The sequence below is a fragment of the Clostridium sp. DMHC 10 genome, assembly GCF_001270375.1.
Taxonomy (GTDB): domain Bacteria; phylum Bacillota; class Clostridia; order Clostridiales; family Clostridiaceae; genus Clostridium_S; species Clostridium_S guangxiense.
This window is the reverse complement of record NZ_LGVB01000001.1, coordinates 38331-60481: the sequence shown is the minus strand read 5'-3', so window position 1 is coordinate 60481 and position 22151 is coordinate 38331. Positions and strand designations below refer to the sequence as shown.

Sequence of the window (22151 nt, the reverse complement as noted above, 5' to 3'; positions counted from 1 at the left end):
TAATTCCGGTGGGAATTATAAGTTCTGTGTTTGCTGTTAGCATGTACAATTCAGCTGCAGATGAAGCATATCAGGCCGGTACATATTCTGTATATGCAATTGTCTTTATAATTTTATTTCCTATTATTTCTCTCATTGTTGCATCAATTAGAAAACTATAGATAAAGCCTTCTACAAGTATGGGTACTAACATTTGGTTGCGTGAGTTATCATAATATAGGAGGTTGTGAAAAAAAGGTATTCTATAGGTTTTATTACACTGCGCATAAAACATTATGAGCGACCCGCAAAAAAGAGTACCTACATTTTTCACATCCTCATATATATTACTTACATAATGCTAGAATTATTTTTTTCGCTCAGGAAATACTAAAATAAGTATTTCATATAGAGGTGGCGAATTGTAAGTGCAGAAACAAAATACTAAAGCAGTTAAAATATCGGATATAGTAAAGGTAAATATGGAAATTATAGATGAGAAATTCAAGGATTGTCCTGATTTAATAAAAAAACAGATATTCCTAACAGATAACACAGAGGCATATTTTTTGTATATTGAAGGTCTTACAAATACAGACCTTATCCAAAGAGATTTTATGAAACCTGTACTTAGCATGGATTATGAAGCAATAAATCATAAAAATAAAGTTAATAATATACCAGCTGATGGTATCAAATACAATGAAGATATGGATTCGGTAATAAACAATGTTTTAGCAGGAGATACTGTACTTCTGGTGGATGGTATCGAATATGCTATTTCCGTAAGTATGAAAAAGTATGAGAAGAGAAGCATTGATGAACCGGAAGTTGAGAAGAATGTAAGAGGAGCTCATGAGGGCTTTATTGAGTTAATGAATGTGAACATGGCAATATTAAGGAGGAAAATTAAAAATAGCAATTTAAAATTTAAATCCATAAAGGTTGGTGAGACCACTAATCAAATTGTAAATATAGCGTATATAGATGGAATAGCTGATCCAGCAATTGTAAATAAGTTATATAACAAAATAAGTGGTATAGATTTTGATGGTATTTTATCAGCAGGATACATTGAACAGATGATTGTAGACTTTCCAAATTCAATTTTTCCTCAATATCAGGCTACTGAAAGACCAGATAGAGCGACGTCAGCGCTGCTTGATGGGAAACTTGTAGTGCTTACAGAAGGAACTCCAGTAGTTTTAATGGTCCCTGTAACTCTATTTTCATTTTTTAAGGCTCCAGATGATTACAGTACTCACTGGGTTTTTGGTTCTTTGCTTGGAATTTTAAGGATAGCAAGCGCAATAATTGCCATATATCTTCCAAGTGTATATATAGCGTTAACGACTTTTCACTATTATATGGTACCTTTTAATTTGCTAATTCCTTTAGCTGAGTCAAGAGCTAGAGTGCCATTTCCACCAATCATGGAGGCGTTTATAATGGAAATTGTCATTGAGATGTTAAGAGAAGCTGCTATAAGGCTTCCAACATATATAGGATCATCAATAGGCGTGGTTGGGGGTATAATCATAGGTCAGGCAGCAGTTCAAGCTGGAATTGTAAGTGAACTCTTAATTATAGTTGTAGCAATAACGGCAATAGCCTCGTTTATTACACCTTCCTATGATATAGGGCTGGCGTTAAGAACGATTAGATTTCTAATGATGATAGCAACAGCTGTGTTTGGAGTAATTGGTATAGCAACTATTACTATACTTATATTGTCTAATTTAGTTATTTTAGAATCGCTAGAACAGCCATATTTTCAACCTATTATTCCTTTTAGACCTCAAAATTTAAAGGATACTATTATAAGAGCGCCTTTAAAGTTTTTAAAAAACAGACCAACTTCAAATCGTCCTATGGATAAGAAGAGAGGAAAGAAGCAATGATTAAGGTAAAAAATGATATAACTTCAAAGCAGTTCTTTGTTTTTATAGTTACCTCTCAAATAGGCACGGGAATTATTACATTACCAAACCAATTAGCAGGTGGGGCTGGACACGATGGGTGGATACCAACATTAATCGGTGGCATAATATGCAGCTTATTAATATTATTACAACTGATTTTATTAAAAAGATATTCAAATAAATCTATAATTGAAATAAATAAGATTTTATATGGAAAGTGGATTGGTCAATTATTTAATTTATTTTTGATAGCTTATACATTTTTCGGAGGATGCATAATAGCGAGGAGATTTGGGGATATTATTGCTTCTGAAATTCTTAAGGATACCCCTTCTTTAGTATTAGGTTTTTTTACAATTATACCATCACTATATTTATTATATTATGGTTTAACTCCAATATGTAGGGTTGGCAGTGAAGTGTTTTTGGTAATAGTTGCAACTATTTTAATGTATATGGTGGCATTAGGAGATATGGATTTTATGCATTTATTGCCTATTGGTGAAGCAGGGATGCTTCCTATCATAAATTCAATAAAGACAACTATATATGCTTATATTGGATTTGAACTTATTGTTTATATATATCCATGTATTAAGGATAAAGAAAATGCTATTAAATATGCAGAGCTTGCAGTACTAGCAATAACAATTTTTTTTACTATAACAGTAACTTTGGTTACAGGAGTTTTTGGAGAAGATATGTTAAGAAGACTTCCAACTTCTCTTATGTTTCTTTCAGGAATAATTAGCATACCTGTAATAGAAAGAATAGATTTGTTTTTTATAATACTTTGGATACCACTGGTTGCATGTGTAACTAGAAATTTTATATTTTGTACATATTATAGCCTTGGAAAAATGTTTTCGGTAAAGAAAACCAATTTAGTAATTACCATACTTGTTATAATGACTATATTGTTAAGTAGAATACCAAGAAGCTTCACTGAAGCAGAAAAGTTTGTAAAAATATTTTCAATTTATTCGCTTAGTATTGATGGTTTCGTTGTTGTTTGTCTTGTTATTTCTATTATTAAAGATAAATTACTTAAAAATAAAAGTAACCCCATAGGGAGGAATAAATGAAAGGTGAAAAAGTCATTTAAAATAATAGCAAGTATCATGTGTGTGTTTATACTAACAGGCTGTTGGGATCGAAAGATATTTGAAAGAATTGGATTTGTATTAGAAGTAGGCTTTGATAAGGGAGTAAGAAGGGATTTGTTAATAACATCTGTAATTCCTGTAATTGATGCTAATAAAAAAGGTGGCACAGATCTTTTAATAGTTGATGCGAGTTCTATGATGCAGGCTATTGATACGAATAATAGATTGTCTTCAAAGTTGTTACTTGGTGGTAAAATACAACAACTTCTTTTTTCTGATGAAATTGCAGAAAAGGGTATAATTAATTTAATGAATGTAATGAGCAGAGAACCTGAAAATTCTTTGCTCGCTTATGTGGCGGTGGTAGATGGAAGCACAAAAGACCTAATGAAAGCGGAGTTGCAATTTAAAAATAAGCCAAGACCAGGAATATACGTTAATCAACTTATAAAAGCAGCTGTTGAACACTCATATATACCAAATACAAGAATATATGATTTTCACATAGATTATTTTACACCGGGTAAGGATCCTGTAGCTCCTCTCTTGAAGCTGAGAAGAGATGGAATTGAGGCTATGGGAAGTGCATTATTTTCTGGAGATAAAATGGTTGGGAAAATGGGGATAAGAGAAACTATGATGCTAATTGCCATGCAAAATAAGCAAATACAAGATTTAAGAGCTCATTTTGAGAATATTGATAAGGCTGGAAGCGAGGGTAATGGAGAACATACTTTAACAGCAGCACTTAAAGTTAAAAAGAGAAAAATCAAGGTTGTAATTAAAAACAATAAACCAGTAGTTAATATATATATAGATTTTAGCGCAGTAATTGATGAATACAAATGGGATAAAAGTGATGATCCAATTGGGAAAAAAAGCTTGAGGAGATTATTAATAATGAAGTAAAAGGTAGTTCATACCAGACATTAAAGTACATGCAGAAGGTTGGCAGCGACCCTATAGGAATAGGTGAAATAGTTAGGAGCAAGTATAATTCATACTGGAAAAGCGTGGATTGGAAAAAAGCATATAAGAATGCCGAAATGCACTTTGATTCTAATGTAACAATTAAAGATATAGGAGACATCAAATAAGGTACAGAGTACAATGAATGATGATTTATCTTCCTTCACCCTGTGCTCTCTACTGTGTCTAAAAATTAAGTGTAGTTAAATGTAGTTTAGTCAGTTATTCCAAGGTATTCTTCTAGTGTTAAGCCCTTTTGCATTATATCTTGTGCAGCTGCTGTGCCAACATAGCGTATATGCCATGGTTCGAAGTCATATTTTGTAATTGATATTTTTTCCTTTGGATAGCGTATTATAAAACCATATTTAGCACAGTTTTGTTTTAACCATTCGTAAGCTTTTGTTTTCGCAAAGCCATCATCTAAATCAGTATATTCAGTTGAAAGTAAGTCCATAGCGAGACCACTTTGATGTTCGCTGCTTCCTGGTTCAGCTACATATTTATCAGCTTCGGTTTTACCGTCTTTTTTAACTTTTGCAGTATAGACTTCCTCCTGATAAGAATATGGTCTATAGCAAGATACACCTAAAAGAGTTATTCCATCAGTTTTGGCGGCACTGAATAACCCTTCAGCAGCATTGGCAGCATTTGCCCTCATCTTTCTAACATTTGAAGCGGCATAAGATGCGAATTTTACTTTTACAGTACGGAGATCTGATGGTATATAATTTTTAGATAGCTTATGAGTTTTATTAACAAGAACTACATCAGAGGAAGTGTCAGGTAAACTTTTTTGTGGTGTAGTAGTTTGTGAATTATCATTTTTGACTGAGGATTTTTTTGTGATTTTATTTTTCGATGAGATTTTAGGGTCACTGTAGGTTTTAAGAAAAAGTTTTGTCAGTTAAATATGTAGCACCAGACAATAAAATTATTGTGATTATCACAAAAAATATTTTTTCATTATATATGTATTCTCCTTCCAAATGTATAAAAAGCATATATGTTCAATATAAGATATTGTTTTAGAGTTTTATGTACCAAAGCTTATTATAACATAAAATAAATTTATTTTAGCTTGACAATCATTTTGTAAATGTGAATTTTCTTTAAAGATTACAATATAATGAAAAAATATTTTAGACTATATAAAACCTAAATGCTGTAAAAGGGTTTTAGTTCCTATTAATATTAGTATTATGCCACCAGCAATTTCAGCTTTGTTTTTGTATTTTTGCGCCAAAATAATTTCCAATAATAACTGCTATAAGAGATAAAGTAAATGTAGTACAGCCAATTAAAATTATAGAAGGCAAAATAGATACTTTTAAAAATGCAAAAGTAATGCCTATTGCGAGTGCATCAATGCTAGTTGCAACAGACATAAGAGTAAGTTCTTTTAAATCTAATTTTTCTGAAGAAACAGGACAAGAATCTCCTTCATTGCTGAGACCTTCTTTTATCATGTTACCTCCAATTATGGCAAGTAAGGCAAATATGATCCAGTGATCTACGCTTGAAATATACTTTTGAAATTGTTTTCCAAGTAGCCAGCCGATTAGGGGCATTAAAGCTTGAAAACCTCCAAAAAATAAAGCTATGATTATTGTATGTATATAATTAATTTTTTTCATGTTCAAGCCTTTACAGACAGCAACAGCAAAGGCATCCATTGATAAGCTTATGCCTATCATAAATACTTCAATAAGACTCATATTTATATTATTCTCCTTTGTTATTTATTATCATTTTATAATAAGTTATTGATAAAAAGATGTCAATACACATATAGAGGCTTGGGCGAAGCCCATTAGAATCCTGAACCATAAATTAGCACTTACTATAATATAGAGGCTTGGGCGAAGCCCATTAGAATCCTGAACCATAAATTAGCGCTTACTATAATATAGAGGCTTGGGCGAAGCCCATTAGAATCCTGAACCATAAATTAGCGCTTACTTATAATATAGAGGCTTGGGGATGTTGCACTAAATAGAAATATTGCGAAGTAACAGTGACTTATAACATTAAAAAGAATCCATAAATCTAAGTGGTTATTTAAAAAAAGTGGTTGCTTTGAGTTCTAGAAGGATAATGGGCAGAGCCCCATAGCCATCAACCTAAGAAAAACAAAAATATGCATATATGATATAATTTTAGAAAAAAGTCTAACAAGGAAGGATGTTTAAAATACCATTATGCATACAAAAATTCAATTATTAAATAAACACTTAAAAGATTTATTTTTAATTGAAACAATAAATAAATTAGCACGCAAAAGTGGTTTTACTCTTTTTAATTCAATTAATTCATCCATTGTATACCCATGTAAATTTTCTACTGAAACCATTTTCCTACTCATAAAGTTATCTTCTCCTTAGTTTTTTATTAACTATAGTTTAAGTAGAAAAATACTAGAAAAATTCATCTTTTTAATTTTAATATTTCAGCTTGTTTATCTATAAACAAAAAAGTACAGGACCTCAATCCTGCACTTTTTACATGTATTCATATTCAAATAAATTTCATAGATAAAAATCAGACCAATAGCTTGTCTATCTTTCTACTCCACTGTATAAATTTCTTTTATCTCTGTACAAATCTGCAAATAAAATTAAAAATAGTATAGAAACAATAACCTTATATGCACCCATATTGTAGTAAGGCGACATAACATTCCAAACAAATGCTGCTATAATACAAAAATCTAACACACCAAGTACCTTTATATACAACTTTTCATAGTGCTTTCCTAAATCTTCATCCTTACCTTCATAATCTTTATTGACATGACTTCCATAAAATATTTCCAGTACAAATCCAACATTTATAATCAAGCTTAAAATTCCTAAATGGTTTATGATTGTAAAAGCAAGTGATAATAAACTTATTATTATAGTGAAACTTTTTACTAAAACAAGTTTTCTCATATCAAATTACTCCTATTTTTTATATATTACATTTATAATATCACTTTTTCACTACTATTTAAATATAATTTTCTTATTTTTTTGAATAATTATTTAAATTTATATATACTTATACCCTAAGTCTTATATAACATCATATTAACAATTATTTAGTATTAATGCAGCATCATCTTTATTAAAACTGATTTTTTATAAAACTACGAATTAATTCCCAATTCTATAAGCAAATTGCTCAGTCTCTTTTTTTCCTTTTCTGCTGCTTCAAAATTTATATTGTATAAATAGTGATGGAGTAAATCCGCATCTTTGAGAACTTCATCATAAGCACTGTCTACACTATGATGCGCTATAGAATTACAAATAATATCAATCTCCTACTCATAAAATCCCCTTCAAACTAAAAATCTACATATCAAACGCAAGTTTATAATATCTATCTATTTTATCATTTATTTCTTTCATATTTATATACCTTGCTTCTCTTATAAACTCTTTTCCATCAATAAATACCAAAATGGCTGGAAGTGTAAAAACATTATAAGAAGCAGATAGTTTTATATTATTTTCTACATCTACCTGAACACTTGTAATTTTCGGATATGCTTTAAGGATTTTTTCTAGTTCTGGTTTTATAACCTTACATATGCCGCAGTCTTTGCTTCCAAAATATATTAATAAAATCTTATTTTCATTTATTAATTTTTCTATAGTATCTTTTGAATAAACTCGGTTCAATTAGAACCACCTTCAAACCAAAGACATTCCTTGTGCCAAGAACAAGTACCACAAACTTCATTAGCTGAGTTTTTATTAGATATTTTTTTATTAACTAAATCAAAAATTTCTTTTGGCATCTTAATTTCACCACTTTTTAAATTAAGCTTTTCAAGAACTTTTTTATCCATAAAATCAACTTTACTTGAATCGGCACATTTTCCTCCCTTTCTATTGCTGCAAGGTCCACATATATCATCACAGCTATCTATAAGCTTTATTTTTAAATCTTTATTATCTTTTATATATTTTATTATCTTGTCCATATTTTTCACAAATTCTTCATTGTAGCCATAACCTTGAAATCCCTGCATACATAGAAAATGATGAGCTCTTATTCTTAACATAAATTATTCCTCCGCTTTACGTATTATAATTTTTTATTATCATTTCCTAAGCTTTAAACATATTAAATTTTTTATAAAAACCTACTAACATATATATTAGCACAATTAATTAAATTTTTCTTCAATTCATTTTCAAATATACCATATACAACTGCCGAAGATTTTATATACGCTTTAATTCCAAATGCAAAAACACATTTTTTCACACTTTACATACTTCATATATACTATATTGCTGCATAAAATATGTAATTATACTGCCAAAGTCAAAATGCTGAAAAGTTCCAGCATGAAAATGCATAAATGTTGCATTGTAGAGGTATATTCATACCTATTTGCTATAAGTTGAAAAAATAAATCACTATAACTTATTTTTTAAGTATACTTTCCTAATTTTCGTCATTTCTAAACTATAGGGTTAGTTTTGAGACTTTTTTACTTCCGCAACAAGTTCTTTTTGCTTTCTATTTAAAAAGCAAAAATCACAGCATTTATTTCCCATACCCAACGTTCCTGTTCGAATAAACTTTACTTTTTTCATTGAACCATAAATTACATGGTCTGTTTCACAGAAAATTTTGCAAAGTTCAAGACAAGCATTCTCTACACATGCATCATACCAGAGACATTTGGTTATGTTATATTCTACAGATGTTCTGTCATTTTTTATCACTTCAGTTATCCAATTATCACTCTTATTAACTACACCAACCATCATCTTTCTAAATATATAGAAGTATCCCGGTATGAATTCAAACATTGAATACTGCTTATTCAATTTTTGTCCTACAATAGTAAACATATACTTTTCAACCGTATCATACGCTCTTTTCTGCTCACCTAATTCCTCTTGCAATACCTTATATAATGAGATCCTTGGAAGAATTGTTTTAGTCAATGTTGCCATCTGATTATTACTTTTTCCTGTCGTCAACTCAAGTATTGTTTGTAATTTGCTCTGTTGTAAATCATAAATTTTATTGCCTAAGCTTTGACCAAATTCCTTTATCAAAAATTGTTGCATAATGCTTCCTCCTTATCTTTTACAATATTAGGTAGTATCTTTATTCCTTCCATATATAATATTTGAACGTGCCATAGTTATGCTCTCCTGCTATTGAATATGGTATAATTTAATACATTCACAAACTTCAATATTGATTTAAAATATAGCCTTAGCCTTAATAGTATTATAGAGGTTCAAGTCCTCATAGGTACTCTAAAAACCGGACGATTTTGGAAGGCTTGAAAGAATAGATGTAATGTTTCAATTCCTCATAGGTACTCTAAAAACTAAGGGATTATGATGGCAAAGATTTAACTGATTTAAGGTTTCAATTCCTCATAGGTACTCTAAAAACTTTAGTATTCCATTTATCTAAATCCACAGGATCACGGTTTCAATTCCTCATAGGTACTCTAAAAACAGTCCAGCATCACCATTACCAAAAGAAGTGTATATGGTTTCAATTCCTCATAGGTACTCTAAAAACGCAAGTCTTCTAGCATAGAAGTTGCATGTGCTTCTGGTTTCAATTCCTCATAGGTACTCTAAAAACGGAAGTTATAAAGGGTTTGATTTATCATCATCATTGTTTCAATTCCTCATAGGTACTCTAAAAACGTATCTGTTTCTACTGTAATAAGCTTGTTGCGTGGGTTTCAATTCCTCATAGGTACTCTAAAAACTTTAAAGGCTCTAAGCCCTGTTTCATGATTTCACCTTGGTTTCAATTCCTCATAGGTACTCTAAAAACAATATATTGAGCACATCGATACAAATTTACATTGGCTGTTTCAATTCCTCATAGGTACTCTAAAAACCTTTGAGTTTTAAATATATGATGAATAACCACTTTTGTTTCAATTCCTCATAGGTACTCTAAAAACAAAATAATAAATATTTAAAGGTCAAAGGAGAATTAGAGTTTCAATTCCTCATAGGTACTCTAAAAACTACTGAAACATCTTACTACGTGGATGAAGTACCTTTGTTTCAATTCCTCATAGGTACTCTAAAAACTTCGATTTTTTATTAGCCATTTAAATCAATCCTTCCTGTTTCAATTCCTCATAGGTACTCTAAAAACCGGAGTTGAAACTTATGATACAGCCGTAAACCAGTGTTTCAATTCCTCATAGGTACTCTAAAAACTACAGGGAAGGTACTCTCTAATACAGAGGCTATGAAGTTTCAATTCCTCATAGGTACTCTAAAAACGGAGAACTATTCTAAAAGGCTTGAATTTCAATTTAAAGTTTCAATTCCTCATAGGTACTCTAAAAACTTTATACCGCTTTCCAACAACTCAACCTTAGTTCGTGGTTTCAATTCCTCATAGGTACTCTAAAAACCCATCGAATATAGGATACATCAGCTTCCCTAAAAAATCAATATTTAAGAAAATTCATAAAAAAATGCTAAAAATCAATCTTGGTCCGCTATTTTCCCATAAACTTAAAAATCGTCGACCCCCGGGGTTTTTTACGCTATTGGAGGTCGACGACAATTTTTCAGCTGCGCTGCATATCGATCTATTAAATCTTTGTGTTGATAATTTTATTCATTCTATGAACCTAACTATATTTTTCACTTGTTCCTTAATTTTTTTATCTCATCAATGGAAAGTCCTACCTTAATTGATATGGTTTCATCATCTAATATATCTAAAAGTTTCTTTGCTATATCTACCTTTTCTTGTATTTTACCTTTTTCAATACCTTTCTCCATGCCCTCTTTTATTCCTTCTTTTTTTCCTTCTATTCTTCCATTTCGCTCTGCCGTTTTAATTTGTGCTCTATAATCCATTAGCGCCTTTAAATCATCTTCATATATTTCTCTTTCCTCTTTGCTTAAATACATTATATCTAACTTTTCTATAGCTTTTTTTACTTCTTTATCCTCTGCCAGCTCTTCTGGAATATTGTCTTTATCAAGTTCATATGCCCTACTCAAAAATGCTATCCACCTATCTAAACCTGTTTTTAAATCTTTATAATCTTTATTAAATTTATTTAATTCTATAAAATGCATTTCGAACATATTTGAAAATTCTTTTAAGGTTTTTGTGTTGTATATTTTAAATTCATTATGAAATTCTTTTTCTTTTAAATAATTAAAATCAAGAATATTTATTGATATAGTTTTCCTTAACTTTTCATAATCTTCTCCACTTTCTATTTGGCTTGAATATACCTTTGACCAATAATAAAGTGCTCTCTTATCAAAGAAATCCTGCTGTGATATCTGCATTTCTATGTCATACCATACATATTTATCATCCACTGCTTTTATATCAAGTATTGTCATTTTGCCTTTTCTATAGTCTGATATATTGTATGGATTTTTTAGTTCTATATCTTTAATTTGTTCATTTTCATCTATTATTGAATTTATAAATGCTATTAATATGTCTTTATTTTCCTCACTGCCAAAAAGCTTTTTAAATGCAAAGTCAACCTTTGGGTTTAGCCTGCACATATTTTTTCACTCTCCAACCTTTTTATTTTTATATTATATTAACACAAATTTGTGAATTTTGCATATTAAATGTTTTAAAAGATGTGAAGTTTAATATTGAAGATGATTTTTTTCCTCATAGGTATTCTAAAAACCTTGCAAGCTCTGCCTGTGTCATTCTTTTTTCACCGTTTCAATTCCTCATAGGTACTCTGAAAGCAATCTTACCCGGGGTTTGGGTCTCTGACCCATTATCCTTCTTAACTCTATTGTCATCTCTTTTTTCATTCAAAGTCTATTTCAATTCCTTATAGGTATTCTAAAAACATAAATAGGCCTGACTTTCAAAGAGATGCAATTAGGTTTTAATTCCTTATAGGTATTCTAAAAACCTCAAGTTCCAACAAAGCTATCTCCAAAATTAAGCCAGTTTCAATTCCTTATCTGTACTCTAAAAACTAGCTCATCTTCTTCAAAGCCACTTGCTGTACCTCTGTTTCAATTCCTCATAGGTACTCTAAAAACTAGAGAGGGCATTTAAGCCCTCAATTAATTAAACCGGTTTCAATTCCTCATAGGTACTCTAAAAACTTGGGCGAGTAGTCAAGTTGAAGCTTTCCAAGCTGGGTTTCAATTCCTCATAGGTACTCTAAAAACTTTGTATCTTTTGTCCTATGTTAGGGTTATATGGAGTTTCAATTCCTCATAGGTACTCTAAAAACGTTTATTAACTTGGAGTCGTGCTTATTTGAGAGATTAGTTTCAATTCCTCATAGGTACTCTAAAAACGCAGAGTTAAAAACAAGATATATAAAATCAAAAGAGTTTCAATTCCTCATAGGTACTCTAAAAACCCTAATTTTCTTCTATCAAAGAGCTGCACTCTCTGAAGTTTCAATTCCTCATAGGTACTCTAAAAACTCCAAAACAGCAAAGAAGAATATATTGCACAGTATGGTTTCAATTCCTCATAGGTACTCTAAAAACAGGGGATGGTCCTTTAACAGTTAGCGCAGCACACAAGAGTTTCAATTCCTCATAGGTACTCTAAAAACGTATGTTTTGTAAATAAAATGTATTTTTCTCAAGCTTGTTTCAATTCCTCATAGGTACTCTAAAAACATAGCAAGCCAAGATTATCAAAAATTAGTTAATGAAAGTTTCAATTCCTCATAGGTACTCTAAAAACATAGTGACTTACTTATAGAAGCCTTTAATAATACAGAGTTTCAATTCCTCATAGGTACTCTAAAAACTTAATGCAAGCTGTGGTTGGTTATATTGATGTATTAAAGTTTCAATTCCTCATAGGTACTCTAAAAACTTTATCAAGAAGAAAAAAGCCAATTAGTAGAAAAGGAGTTTCAATTCCTCATAGGTACTCTAAAAACTTTACAGTGTTCAAAGCAAGGTTAACATCATAGATAAGTTTCAATTCCTCATAGGTACTCTAAAAACGAAGGAAACTACAGCATACGTGAGGCTTGCATAAAGGGTTTCAATTCCTCATAGGTACTCTAAAAACGTAGGCAGTGCAATAATAAATGGTATTATTTCTGGTATGTTTCAATTCCTCATAGGTACTCTAAAAACCCATTGAGTATAGAATACATTAGCTTTCTTAGAAAAGCAACTTTTAAGAAAATTTTCGTAAAAAATACTAATAATCAATATTAGCCCGCTATTTTCCTATAAACTTAAAAATCGTCGACCCCCGGGGTTTTTTACGCTATTGGAGGTCGAGACAATTTTTCAGCTGCCTTGCATATGGATCTGTTAAAGTTTTGTGTTGATATTTTATAGTTTACATCAATCTGCGAATAAATTCCTTATAGGTACTCTAAAAACGAACTGGGGGTAAAGGTTTTGCAGACCTTCAACCTCCAAGTTTCAATCCCTTATAGGTACTCTAAAACCTTTTTAGCGCCTTCTTTCTTGCACTTGTCATCTGCGTTTCAATTCCTTATAGGTATTCTAAAACTTGATACTACGGCTTTGGATGCCGCTTTTTCTGGAATGTTTCAATTCCTTATAGGTATTCTAAAACCGACTTTCATCATATTTATTTATTACTTTCGATTTTTTGTTTCAATTCCTTATAGGTATTCTAAAACCATTTTCAAAATAATATAGGCTGGCAAGATTTATTAAGGTTTCAATTCCTTATAGGTATTCTAAAACCTTACCTTGTTTTCTATCTAATCGCCAGCCACTATTTAGTTTCAATTCCTTATAGGTATTCTAAAACCCCATCGAGTATAGAATACATCAGCTTCCCTAAAAAATCAATATTTAGGAAAATTCATAAAAAAATCAATCTTAGCACGCTGTTTTCCTATAAATTTAAAAATCGTCGACCCCCGGGGTTTTTTACGCTATTGGAGGTCGAGACAATTTTTCAGTTGCCTTGCATATCGCTCTGTTAAAGTTTTGTGTTGATATTTTATAGTTTGCATCAATCTACTAATAAATTCCTTATAGGTACTCTAAAAACAATATGGGAAATGTAAAAGGAACTATAAAAACTGAAAAGTTTCAATCCCTTATAGGTACTCTAAAAACATAGCCAACTAATTAACTTGGTCGTAAGTGAAAATGAGTTTCAATCCCTTATAGGTACTCTAAAAACTTATCCAGATACAAAACATTTGGAAGTGACACACAAAGTTTCAATCCCTTATAGGTACTCTAAAAACCAAGACCAGTGCTTATGGGTGTTAATTTCAAAGGCAAGTTTCAATCCCTTATAGGTACTCTAAAAACGGTCACACATGAACACAAAGACCACTCAAAGGCTGGTTTCAATCCCTTATAGGTACTCTAAAAACGCATATGCCAATCACTAATATGCCCATCCTCCTGCCAAGTTTCAATCCCTTATAGGTACTCTAAAAACGTATCAGCTTAAAATCAATTTAAAGTGTAATTACTCCAGGTTTCAATCCCTTATAGGTACTCTAAAAACAGTGCTGCAATTAATTCATCCTTTTTCATATTTGAAGTTTCAATCCCTTATAGGTACTCTAAAAACGCAAAATACTTGGAAAAAGATATATGAAGATACGCTGTTTCAATCCCTTATAGGTACTCTAAAAACGAAAATATTCAGTTGCTTAATCTTTATCTAAAATCAAGTTTCAATCCCTTATAGGTACTCTAAAAACAGAGGATGATGAATATATAATTCTTGACCAATGTGTTAGTTTCAATCCCTTATAGGTACTCTAAAAACTGCTTTAGGCGAAAAAGTTGAAAGAGTGTTTTCACTGTTTCAATCCCTTATAGGTACTCTAAAAACGTAAATGAAATAATACCAAGTGATTCACAGATAGTGTTTCAATCCCTTATAGGTACTCTAAAAACCAAACTGCTATGAAAGTTGATTTAGAAACAGGGAAAGGTTTCAATCCCTTATAGGTACTCTAAAAACCAGATGATCAGCTAAATGGCTATCTTGCATTAAATAAGTTTCAATCCCTTATAGGTACTCTAAAAACAATAATGTAATCTATGTCTCCGTTAACTTTATTATGATGTTTCAATCCCTTATAGGTACTCTAAAAACTATAACTATATTGAGATGCTTGAACTATAAAATTGAGTTTCAATCCCTTATAGGTACTCTAAAAACTCTAAAAGTGGTTAAGTATAATTATGTTGATTAGTAGTTTCAATCCCTTATAGGTACTCTAAAAACGTTTTCAATTTGGGACTGTAATATTTTATCCATTTCTTGTTTCAATCCCTTATAGGTACTCTAAAAACGAAGTGGTAGCAGTGGAAACTGCTATCTACTTCAAAAGTTTCAATCCCTTATAGGTACTCTAAAAACCCATCGAATATAGGATACATCACCTTCCCTAAAAAATCAATATTTAAGAAAATTCATAAAAAAATGCTAAAAATCAATCTTAGCCCGCTGTTTTCCTATAAACTTAAAAATCGTCGACCCCCGAGGTTTTTTACGCTATTGGAGGTCGAGACAATTTTTCAACAGCCTTGCATATCGCTCTGTTAAAGTTTTGTGTTGATATTTTATAGTTTACATCAATCTATGAATAAATTCCTCATAGGTATTCTAAAAACCCGCACCAGAAATACCTCTTATATCTATGTCCTCAACGTTTCAATTCCTCATAGTTATTCTAAAAACAAAAGGAATAACACAATTAACATAGAATTATTACAGTTTCAATTCCTCATAGGTACTCTAAAAACGCGCTAAAATTCTTAAAAATGCTAATCAAACTATTGAGTTTCAATTCCTTATAGGTACTCTAAAAACTAACATGTTATTTTGGATAGGAGTAGATAAAGCGTAGTTTCAATCCCTTATAGGTATTCTACAAACAATTAGTACCTTTTTTCTATACTACTATACGTAAGGAGTTTCAATCCCTTATAGGTATTCTACAAACCCGCAGTACAAAATAAATTAAATAGCAAAATAGGCTAGTTTCAATCCCTTATAGGTATTCTACAAACGGAATTGTCTTTTTCATTGTATCAGTTTCTTTGTGAGTTTCAATCCCTTATAGGTATTCTACAAACTATAACTCAGGAGCAAAGAGAAATTGAAGCTTGTTTGTTTCAATCCCTTATAGGTATTCTACAAACCTAGGCTTTGATGAAAACTTTACTATTATAGAAAAAGGTTTCAATCCCTTATAGGTATTCTACAAACCAATTCATGGGTATTTTAAAGATGCTCTTTTAATTGTGTTTCAATCCCTTATAGGTATTCTACAAACTTAGATATTGCCAAAGACGCTATTTTTGAATATCTGGTTTCAATCCCTTATAGGTATTCTACAAACCAGAGTTTTGCGAGTTCTTTTTGTGTAATTTCAGATTGTTTCAATCCCTTATAGGTATTCTACAAACGGATACTTGGAGGTTACCACAGTAACGCATATAAAGAGTTTCAATCCCTTATAGGTATTCTACAAACAGACTTTATTTTTTGGCATCCACCGTATGATGGAAGTTTCAATCCCTTATAGGTATTCTACAAACTCCAATATTTATCAGGCGTATTAGTTGCTTTATTAAGTTTCAATCCCTTATAGGTATTCTACAAACAAGACAGGCATAAAAATATTAGGTGGCTATCGTAGGTTTCAATCCCTTATAGGTATTCTACAAACGGAAAGCCAGCTTTAGAAGTATGTACTAAAAATTCAAGTTTCAATCCCTTATAGGTATTCTACAAACCCATCGAGTATAGAATACATCAGCTTCCCTAAAAAATCAATATTTAGGAAAATTCATAAAAAAATATAAAGAATCAATCTTAGCCCGCTATTTTCTTATAAACTTAAAAATCGTCGACCCTCGGGGTTTTTTACTCTATTGGAGGTCGACGATAATTTTTCAACAGCCTTGCATATCGCTCTGTTAAAGTTTTGTGTTGATATTTTACAGTTTACATCAATCTATGAATAAATTCCTTATAGGTACTCTAAAAACAGACCATAAAATAATAGAAGAAGCAAAACCTATTATGTTTCAATTCCTCATAGGTACTCTAAAAACTTCTTGTTTTCATATTTATCAATTATCTCTTCCCATGAGTTTCAATTCCTCATAGGTACTCTAAAAACTTACAAGTTACTTTGCAAGGTAGCAAAAGATGAATGTTGTTTCAATTCCTCATAAGTACTCTAAAAACTGCTAGTAGCTTTGTATTTAGAACCTATTGCTTTATTGTTTCAATTCCTTATAGGTATTCTAAAAACTTCAATTTATCTTGTTCTAGGATATTATAGTAGAGCTAGTTTCAATTCCTTATAGGTATTCTAAAAACAATATGTGTTGACATGTGTACACGAAAGATATATAAGTTTCAATTCCTTATAGGTATTCTAAAAACATAATCTTTTCACATTCAAAAAAAGATGTTATTAAAATGTTTCAATTCCTTATAGGTATTCTAAAAACTGTAGACAGTGGAAATAAAGTTGTTGGGTATAATAGTTTCAATTCCTTATAGGTATTCTAAAAACCCATCGAGTATAGGATACATCAGCCTTCTTAAAAAAGCAACTTTTAAGAAAGTTTTTGTAAAAATACTAAAAATCAATCTTAGCCCGCTATTTTCCTATGAACTAAAAAATCGTCGACCTCCGGGGTTTTTTACGCTATTGGAGGTCGACGACAATTTTTCAGTTAGATTTGCTTATTTCTTAATTTTTTTACTTCAGCAACAGAAAGTCCTATTTTCATTGCTATTGTTTCATCATCCAATACATCTAAAAAATTTCTTGCTATACTTATTCTCGCTTGCAAATCCCCTTCTTTTATTCCTTCTATTCTTCCACTTCTTTCTGCTGCTTTTATTTGTGCTCTATAATCCATGAGTGCTTTTAAATCATTCTCATATATTTCTCTTTCTTCTTTGCTCAAATACATTATATCAAGCTTTTCTATGGCTTTTTTTACTTCTTTATCCTCTGCGAGTTCTTCTGGAATATTGTCTTTATCAAGCTCATATGCCCTACTTAAAAATGCTATCCATCTATCCAAACCCATTTTTAAGTCTTTATAGTCCTTATTAAATTTATTTAACTCTATAAAATGCATTTCAAACATTGAAGTTTAATATTCAAAATAGTTTTTTCCTTATATGTATTCTAAAATCACATCGAATACAGCATACATCAGCTTTCTTAAAAAAGCAATATTTAAGCCAAGATACCAAAAAGCAATCTCAACGCGCTATTTTCCTATAAACTTAAAATTCGTCGACCCCTGGGTTTTTTACTCTATTAGGGGTCAACGACAATTTTTTAGTTAACTTGCATATTAAGTATTAAAATCATTTCAAGTATATAAACTTTTATATTATTTATTCCCAATTGCTATTATAAAACTTTTTTAACTATACTTAATTTAAAAGTAACAGCGGTATATGGTTCTACTCTTCCAATTTTAAATGTTCTAATATCTATCAAAGGAATTTTTTTAGCTTCACTTTCATTAAAATCACATTCACAGACCTTGTCTAAATTAAGTCCAAACTTTATAGACGCATTCTCAACTGGATTTTTAGAAGTATTATAAATTCTTAAAATCAAATCGTCTCCATCTTCAGCTTTTTTAATAGCACTTACAAGCAATCTATTATCGCTAATATTTATAAGAGATAACTTTTCACACTTTATTTTATTTATTTGATTTTCTACATGATTTGTAAGAGTATATATATTGTAATATTTTTATCCTCATCGGCTTCATCAACTATCAATTTATTTTGTACACAATATGGTTCATAATTAAATTCGTCAGCTTTTTGCACACTTCATTTAAAGTATTTGATTTATTGAACAATACTATGGAATACTCCGATATGTTTGTCCCACTGCACTGTGCTCCGCTGCATTCCATTTCTATTCCAGAAGCTCTTCCAGGTCTTATGGCTAATTCTCTTTTTCCAATAAAGCCTATCCCTCTAACCAAAGTAAGCGCAATAATATTATCATTTACACCCTCATAAATCTCATATTCTGTAATATCTTTATTTAACACGGCTAATCCATCGTTCCCCTCCGTTACGGCTACAAATTTTTGATTATGGTATATAGGCATAGGCTTTTCGGACCACTTCTGACTTACCCACATAGAATCATCCAGCTTATTGCTTCTTTTTATTACCCCAAATTGAGTTCCCGATAAAGAAAAATCATTTTTAACATTAGAATTAAACAAAACCCTTACTCTATGATCCATAGCCGTATTTTCAACAGTTGTTTTAACGTCTATTCTATTTATTTCACTGTAAAGCTTTATTTCCATTTCAATCGGCATTTTAACTTTTTCATTACTCCTCTTGCCATTATCACAAAGTTTTGCCGGAACTATCAAATTGTAATTAACCTTATAAATAGTTTGCACTTTCCCATCTTCTACAAGCTTTATCTCACCACCATTCAAACCAAGTGACGTTACAGCAAGGTCATCCTGAACAGGTGAAAAATTGTAGGTATCTCCTGCATCACCACAGTCCTCAAGAATATTAAGTTTATTATATTGAAGCCTTGCTTCCTTATCAAAAACATCCATTGTTCCATTAGAATAAAGCTTGATATTAAAAAACTTATTTTCAAAACAAACATTGTCTTCTTTTATAGTGCAACTTTGATTTTTTATTCTAATGTTATCGTTAGTTTCTCTAACTTCATACAGTAAAAATCCAAAATTATCCTTAAAATCTGCATAAAACGATATTTCAAATTTATTTAAAGTAGATGACAATTTACTCATTGACGCCCATATACCAAGTTTAGCAGAACTAATTTTTTGAAATTTGTTTACTTGATATTCAATGATTTTTCCATCTCCATCAAACAGTTGGAATTCATCAAAAGGTAAAATAATTTCAGCTTTTACTAACTGTTTTCCTTTAACCGCAGCGTTATTAAACGCAACTAAAACAAGTTTATCAGAATTAAGTTTCCTTACTATTGCTCTAGAATAAGTTTTAAGTAATGTTGTCCCTATATCCCTACATGAAGCAAATCTTTCATCTATTTTCTTATGAACATCATCTGTGCAGCAACCGCATATGCTGTCATGAGCTTGATTTTCTATTAAGTATTTCCATTGAAGTTTAATAAGTTCAGAAGGATACTCTGCGCCCAAAAGCCATCCTAAAGTGCATATAGGTTCTACATATCTCTCTATCAGTTTTTCTTCTCTGCCATTTTCTTTTTTTGATACATCCTTGTAGATGCCATACTTGTATGTGTCCTGCTGTCCTCAGGAGTTATTAATTCTCCTGTAAGCTCTGGAAGCTTATCCTTATTTGCTCTTATATCAAAAACAAAATCTTCCAAATTAGAATGAATATAATTTATATTTTTGTCTATTTTATTTAAGTGCTGCATATAATCTGGCATTTTAGGCTGAGGCCATTGATGGTCTATACCATTCATAACTAAAACACTCTCAGTACTTGCTCTCTTTTTTAATTTATTCATAAGTGGCAAAATTCTTTCATCAGCTGTATTATAATCATCTGGCAAAAAACAAGCATTAAAGTATCCTTCCTTAAGGTGGATTCCAATTATTGAACACCCATTAATACCTTTCCACATAAACTCATTGCTTTTTATTTTATATGAAGGAATTCCCCTCATTGCAACTAAATTATCTATGCCAAATCCCTTAAGTATCTGCGGCAGTTGGGCACTATGTCCAAAAGAATCAGGAAGGTATCCAACTTTCATGCACCTGCCAAATTTCTCTGCAGTTCTAATGCCAAGCATTAAATTTCTAATTAAAGCTTCACCATCTGGTGTAAATTCATCTGGCTGAATATACCAGGGTCCAACAATTATTCTTCCAGACTTAATTAGTTTTTTTAGCCTTTCCTCATTTTGAGGTTTTAACTCAAGATAATCATCAAGTATTACAGATTGAGCATCAAATAAAAATGACTTATAATTTTGATTCTTTTCCATAAGTTCTATAAGATTATCCATAAAGAAACAGAGTCTTACCCTAAAATGCTCAAAAGATTTGTACCATTCTCTGTCCCAATGCGTATGGCTAACGATATGTGCTTTTATCACCATTTTTCCTCCTTTTACCTGTAAAAATGTATTTAATTGTGTTATAATAATTTAAACCTAATTTTATTGTTCTAGTGGTACTTCTTTTTTTAATAAATTAGCTATAACCGCTGTTGTCACTACGCCTAAGACAATAGCTATTATATGAAGCAATGGTTTATTAACAAAAGGTATTACTAGAACAGTTTGTAAAAGAACTTTGCTTTCAACTCCGAGAGCTGCTGCAAAACCTGTAGTAAGCGCTGTTCCAATCATACATGCCGGTATTACTCTTAATGGATCTGCTAACGCAAATGGCAGTGCACCTTCTGTAATTCCACCTATACCAGTTATTAACGCAGTTTTTGCTGCCTCTTTTTCTCCTTCACTATATTTCTTTGGAGCAAGAAATGCTGCTAGAGCTAAACCTAATGGTGGTATTGAAATAGCTAAATATGCAGCCGATGAAGCACCATACAACTTTTGTGAATACAAGGCCACTGCCAAAGTGTAAGCAACTTTGTTTATAGGACCACCCATATCAAAAGCCATCATTCCACCAATAATAACCGCAAGCAGTACCTGGTTTCCACCGCTCATTCCTTTAAGCCATACTGTTAGAGTATTCATAAGACTTACTATAGGCGTTCCAACTACATACTGCAAAATAATTCCACAAATAAGTGTAGAAATTACAGGAATTATAACAAGTGACATAAGCGGCATTATACTATCTGGAGTTTTAATTTTCTTTAACTGTTCAACAAGAAAGCCCACCATAAGACCTACAACTATTCCTCCAAGAAAACCTGTACCCATCTTATTAGCCATAGTTCCTACAATAAAACCTGGTGCTAGCCCTGGTTTATCTGCAATTGAAAAAGCAATATAAGCAGCAATTACAGGAACAATAAGTCCTAGCCCAGCTTGCCCAAGATCTCTTATAAAAGATAGAAATGTGTTTTTCTCTGTCCATATGTTTTGTCCACCAAAAATAGTTGCTATTGACAATATAAGTCCGCCAGCAGTTACAATAGGTATCATGTAAGAAACACCTGTCATTAAATGCCTTCCAATTTTAATTTTTTTCATTGTACTTCCCCCTTAATA

The 22151-nt window shown here is 31.1% G+C and carries 17 protein-coding genes, 1 pseudogene and 6 CRISPR repeat arrays; of the genes and pseudogenes, 4 read left to right on the top strand and 14 right to left on the bottom strand.

Going from position 1 to position 22151, the window contains the following annotated elements; all coding sequences use genetic code 11:
* Nucleotides 1–407 precede the first annotated feature (407 nt).
* From AGR56_RS00245 to AGR56_RS22485, 4 genes are read left to right on the top strand one after another with little or no spacing between them, the layout of a single operon-like run.
* Nucleotides 408–1880, top strand: a complete 1473-nt coding sequence (locus AGR56_RS00245; RefSeq protein ID WP_231017104.1) for a spore germination protein — start codon at nucleotides 408–410, stop codon at nucleotides 1878–1880.
* On the top strand, nucleotides 1877–2986 hold the full coding sequence (locus tag AGR56_RS00240) for a GerAB/ArcD/ProY family transporter (protein ID WP_053240666.1): 1110 nt from the start codon (nucleotides 1877–1879) through the stop codon (nucleotides 2984–2986). The genes AGR56_RS00245 and AGR56_RS00240 overlap by 4 nt, the downstream gene beginning before the upstream one ends.
* A gap of 3 nt (nucleotides 2987–2989) precedes the next feature.
* Nucleotides 2990–3916 carry a Ger(x)C family spore germination protein gene (locus AGR56_RS00235; protein WP_053240665.1) on the top strand — a complete coding sequence of 309 codons (927 nt, stop codon included), beginning with the start codon at nucleotides 2990–2992 and terminating at the stop codon, nucleotides 3914–3916.
* Nucleotides 3898–4104: a Ger(x)C family spore germination C-terminal domain-containing protein gene (locus tag AGR56_RS22485; RefSeq protein ID WP_084756812.1), complete on the top strand. Its 207-nt coding sequence runs from the start codon at nucleotides 3898–3900 to the stop codon at nucleotides 4102–4104. The genes AGR56_RS00235 and AGR56_RS22485 overlap by 19 nt, the downstream gene beginning before the upstream one ends.
* Before the next feature lie 86 nt (nucleotides 4105–4190).
* Here AGR56_RS22485 and AGR56_RS20985 read toward each other — a convergent pair whose 3' ends face one another.
* The 14 genes and pseudogenes from AGR56_RS20985 to AGR56_RS00175 form a co-directional block, all read right to left on the bottom strand.
* Nucleotides 4191–4637: a M15 family metallopeptidase gene (locus AGR56_RS20985; RefSeq protein ID WP_053240664.1), complete on the bottom strand. Its 447-nt coding sequence runs from the start codon at nucleotides 4635–4637 to the stop codon at nucleotides 4191–4193.
* A gap of 486 nt (nucleotides 4638–5123) precedes the next feature.
* Nucleotides 5124–5694, bottom strand: a pseudogene (locus tag AGR56_RS00225) (manganese efflux pump MntP family protein).
* 497 nt (nucleotides 5695–6191) lie between these two features.
* Entirely contained in the window at nucleotides 6192–6341 is a 150-nt protein-coding gene (locus AGR56_RS19910; RefSeq protein ID WP_157055621.1) for a hypothetical protein, read from the bottom strand.
* Nucleotides 6342–6534: 193 nt separating this feature from the next.
* Nucleotides 6535–6909 carry a hypothetical protein gene (locus AGR56_RS00220; RefSeq protein WP_053240663.1) on the bottom strand — a complete coding sequence of 125 codons (375 nt, stop codon included), beginning with the start codon at nucleotides 6907–6909 and terminating at the stop codon, nucleotides 6535–6537.
* Nucleotides 6910–7314: 405 nt separating this feature from the next.
* Nucleotides 7315–7644, bottom strand: a complete 330-nt coding sequence (locus AGR56_RS00215) for a thioredoxin family protein (RefSeq protein ID WP_053240662.1) — start codon at nucleotides 7642–7644, stop codon at nucleotides 7315–7317.
* Nucleotides 7641–8030, bottom strand: a complete 390-nt coding sequence (locus AGR56_RS00210) for a DUF1284 domain-containing protein (protein ID WP_053240661.1) — start codon at nucleotides 8028–8030, stop codon at nucleotides 7641–7643. The genes AGR56_RS00215 and AGR56_RS00210 overlap by 4 nt, the downstream gene beginning before the upstream one ends.
* Nucleotides 8031–8101: 71 nt before the next feature.
* Nucleotides 8102–8236 (bottom strand): hypothetical protein, encoded by a 135-nt coding sequence (locus tag AGR56_RS22480; RefSeq protein ID WP_278279538.1) that lies wholly within the window; start codon nucleotides 8234–8236, stop codon nucleotides 8102–8104.
* A gap of 212 nt (nucleotides 8237–8448) precedes the next feature.
* Nucleotides 8449–9054: an L-2-amino-thiazoline-4-carboxylic acid hydrolase gene (locus tag AGR56_RS00205; RefSeq protein WP_053240660.1), complete on the bottom strand. Its 606-nt coding sequence runs from the start codon at nucleotides 9052–9054 to the stop codon at nucleotides 8449–8451.
* Nucleotides 9055–9227: 173 nt separating this feature from the next.
* Nucleotides 9228–10385: a CRISPR direct-repeat array (repeat unit 30 nt; unit sequence GTTTCAATTCCTCATAGGTACTCTAAAAAC).
* Between the two features lie 235 nt (nucleotides 10386–10620).
* The gene (locus AGR56_RS00200; protein ID WP_053240659.1) at nucleotides 10621–11511 is read right to left on the bottom strand and encodes an Rpn family recombination-promoting nuclease/putative transposase; all 891 of its coding nucleotides are present in this window, start codon (nucleotides 11509–11511) and stop codon (nucleotides 10621–10623) included.
* A gap of 276 nt (nucleotides 11512–11787) precedes the next feature.
* Nucleotides 11788–13083: a CRISPR direct-repeat array (repeat unit 30 nt; unit sequence GTTTCAATTCCTCATAGGTACTCTAAAAAC).
* 225 nt (nucleotides 13084–13308) lie between these two features.
* Nucleotides 13309–13739: direct repeats of the CRISPR family, unit length 30 nt; unit sequence GTTTCAATTCCTTATAGGTATTCTAAAACC.
* A 215-nt stretch (nucleotides 13740–13954) separates the two neighbouring features.
* A CRISPR array of direct repeats spans nucleotides 13955–15322; the repeat unit is 30 nt; unit sequence GTTTCAATCCCTTATAGGTACTCTAAAAAC.
* A 224-nt stretch (nucleotides 15323–15546) separates the two neighbouring features.
* A CRISPR array of direct repeats spans nucleotides 15547–16704; the repeat unit is 30 nt; unit sequence GTTTCAATCCCTTATAGGTATTCTACAAAC.
* A 225-nt stretch (nucleotides 16705–16929) separates the two neighbouring features.
* A CRISPR array of direct repeats spans nucleotides 16930–17495; the repeat unit is 30 nt; unit sequence GTTTCAATTCCTTATAGGTATTCTAAAAAC.
* A gap of 163 nt (nucleotides 17496–17658) precedes the next feature.
* Nucleotides 17659–18081: a PD-(D/E)XK nuclease family transposase gene (locus AGR56_RS00195; RefSeq protein WP_053240658.1), complete on the bottom strand. Its 423-nt coding sequence runs from the start codon at nucleotides 18079–18081 to the stop codon at nucleotides 17659–17661.
* A gap of 272 nt (nucleotides 18082–18353) precedes the next feature.
* The gene (locus AGR56_RS00190) at nucleotides 18354–18608 is read right to left on the bottom strand and encodes a glycosyl hydrolase-related protein (RefSeq protein WP_053240657.1); all 255 of its coding nucleotides are present in this window, start codon (nucleotides 18606–18608) and stop codon (nucleotides 18354–18356) included.
* Nucleotides 18609–18732: 124 nt separating this feature from the next.
* Complete coding sequence (locus AGR56_RS00185) at nucleotides 18733–20151, bottom strand: glycoside hydrolase family 38 C-terminal domain-containing protein (protein WP_242851217.1); 1419 nt, start codon at nucleotides 20149–20151, stop codon at nucleotides 18733–18735.
* Nucleotides 20152–20171: 20 nt separating this feature from the next.
* Nucleotides 20172–21062: a hypothetical protein gene (locus AGR56_RS00180; protein WP_053240655.1), complete on the bottom strand. Its 891-nt coding sequence runs from the start codon at nucleotides 21060–21062 to the stop codon at nucleotides 20172–20174.
* A gap of 63 nt (nucleotides 21063–21125) precedes the next feature.
* Nucleotides 21126–22133 (bottom strand): PTS fructose transporter subunit IIC, encoded by a 1008-nt coding sequence (locus tag AGR56_RS00175; protein WP_053240654.1) that lies wholly within the window; start codon nucleotides 22131–22133, stop codon nucleotides 21126–21128.
* Nucleotides 22134–22151 lie beyond the last annotated feature (18 nt).

Excerpts from the sequence above, each read along its gene's own strand:
- AGR56_RS00240 (WP_053240666.1), top strand. The coding sequence starts at position 1,877 with ATGATTAAGGTAAAAAATGATATAACTTCAAAGCAGTTCTTTGTTTTT.
- AGR56_RS20985 (WP_053240664.1), bottom strand. The coding sequence starts at position 4,637 with ATGAGGGCAAATGCTGCCAATGCTGCTGAAGGGTTATTCAGTGCCGCC.
- AGR56_RS19910 (WP_157055621.1), bottom strand. The coding sequence starts at position 6,341 with ATGAGTAGGAAAATGGTTTCAGTAGAAAATTTACATGGGTATACAATG.
- AGR56_RS00220 (WP_053240663.1), bottom strand. The coding sequence starts at position 6,909 with ATGAGAAAACTTGTTTTAGTAAAAAGTTTCACTATAATAATAAGTTTA.
- AGR56_RS00210 (WP_053240661.1), bottom strand. The coding sequence starts at position 8,030 with ATGTTAAGAATAAGAGCTCATCATTTTCTATGTATGCAGGGATTTCAA.
- AGR56_RS00205 (WP_053240660.1), bottom strand. The coding sequence starts at position 9,054 with ATGCAACAATTTTTGATAAAGGAATTTGGTCAAAGCTTAGGCAATAAA.
- AGR56_RS00200 (WP_053240659.1), bottom strand. The coding sequence starts at position 11,511 with ATGTGCAGGCTAAACCCAAAGGTTGACTTTGCATTTAAAAAGCTTTTT.
- AGR56_RS00195 (WP_053240658.1), bottom strand. The coding sequence starts at position 18,081 with ATGTTTGAAATGCATTTTATAGAGTTAAATAAATTTAATAAGGACTAT.
- AGR56_RS00175 (WP_053240654.1), bottom strand. The coding sequence starts at position 22,133 with ATGAAAAAAATTAAAATTGGAAGGCATTTAATGACAGGTGTTTCTTAC.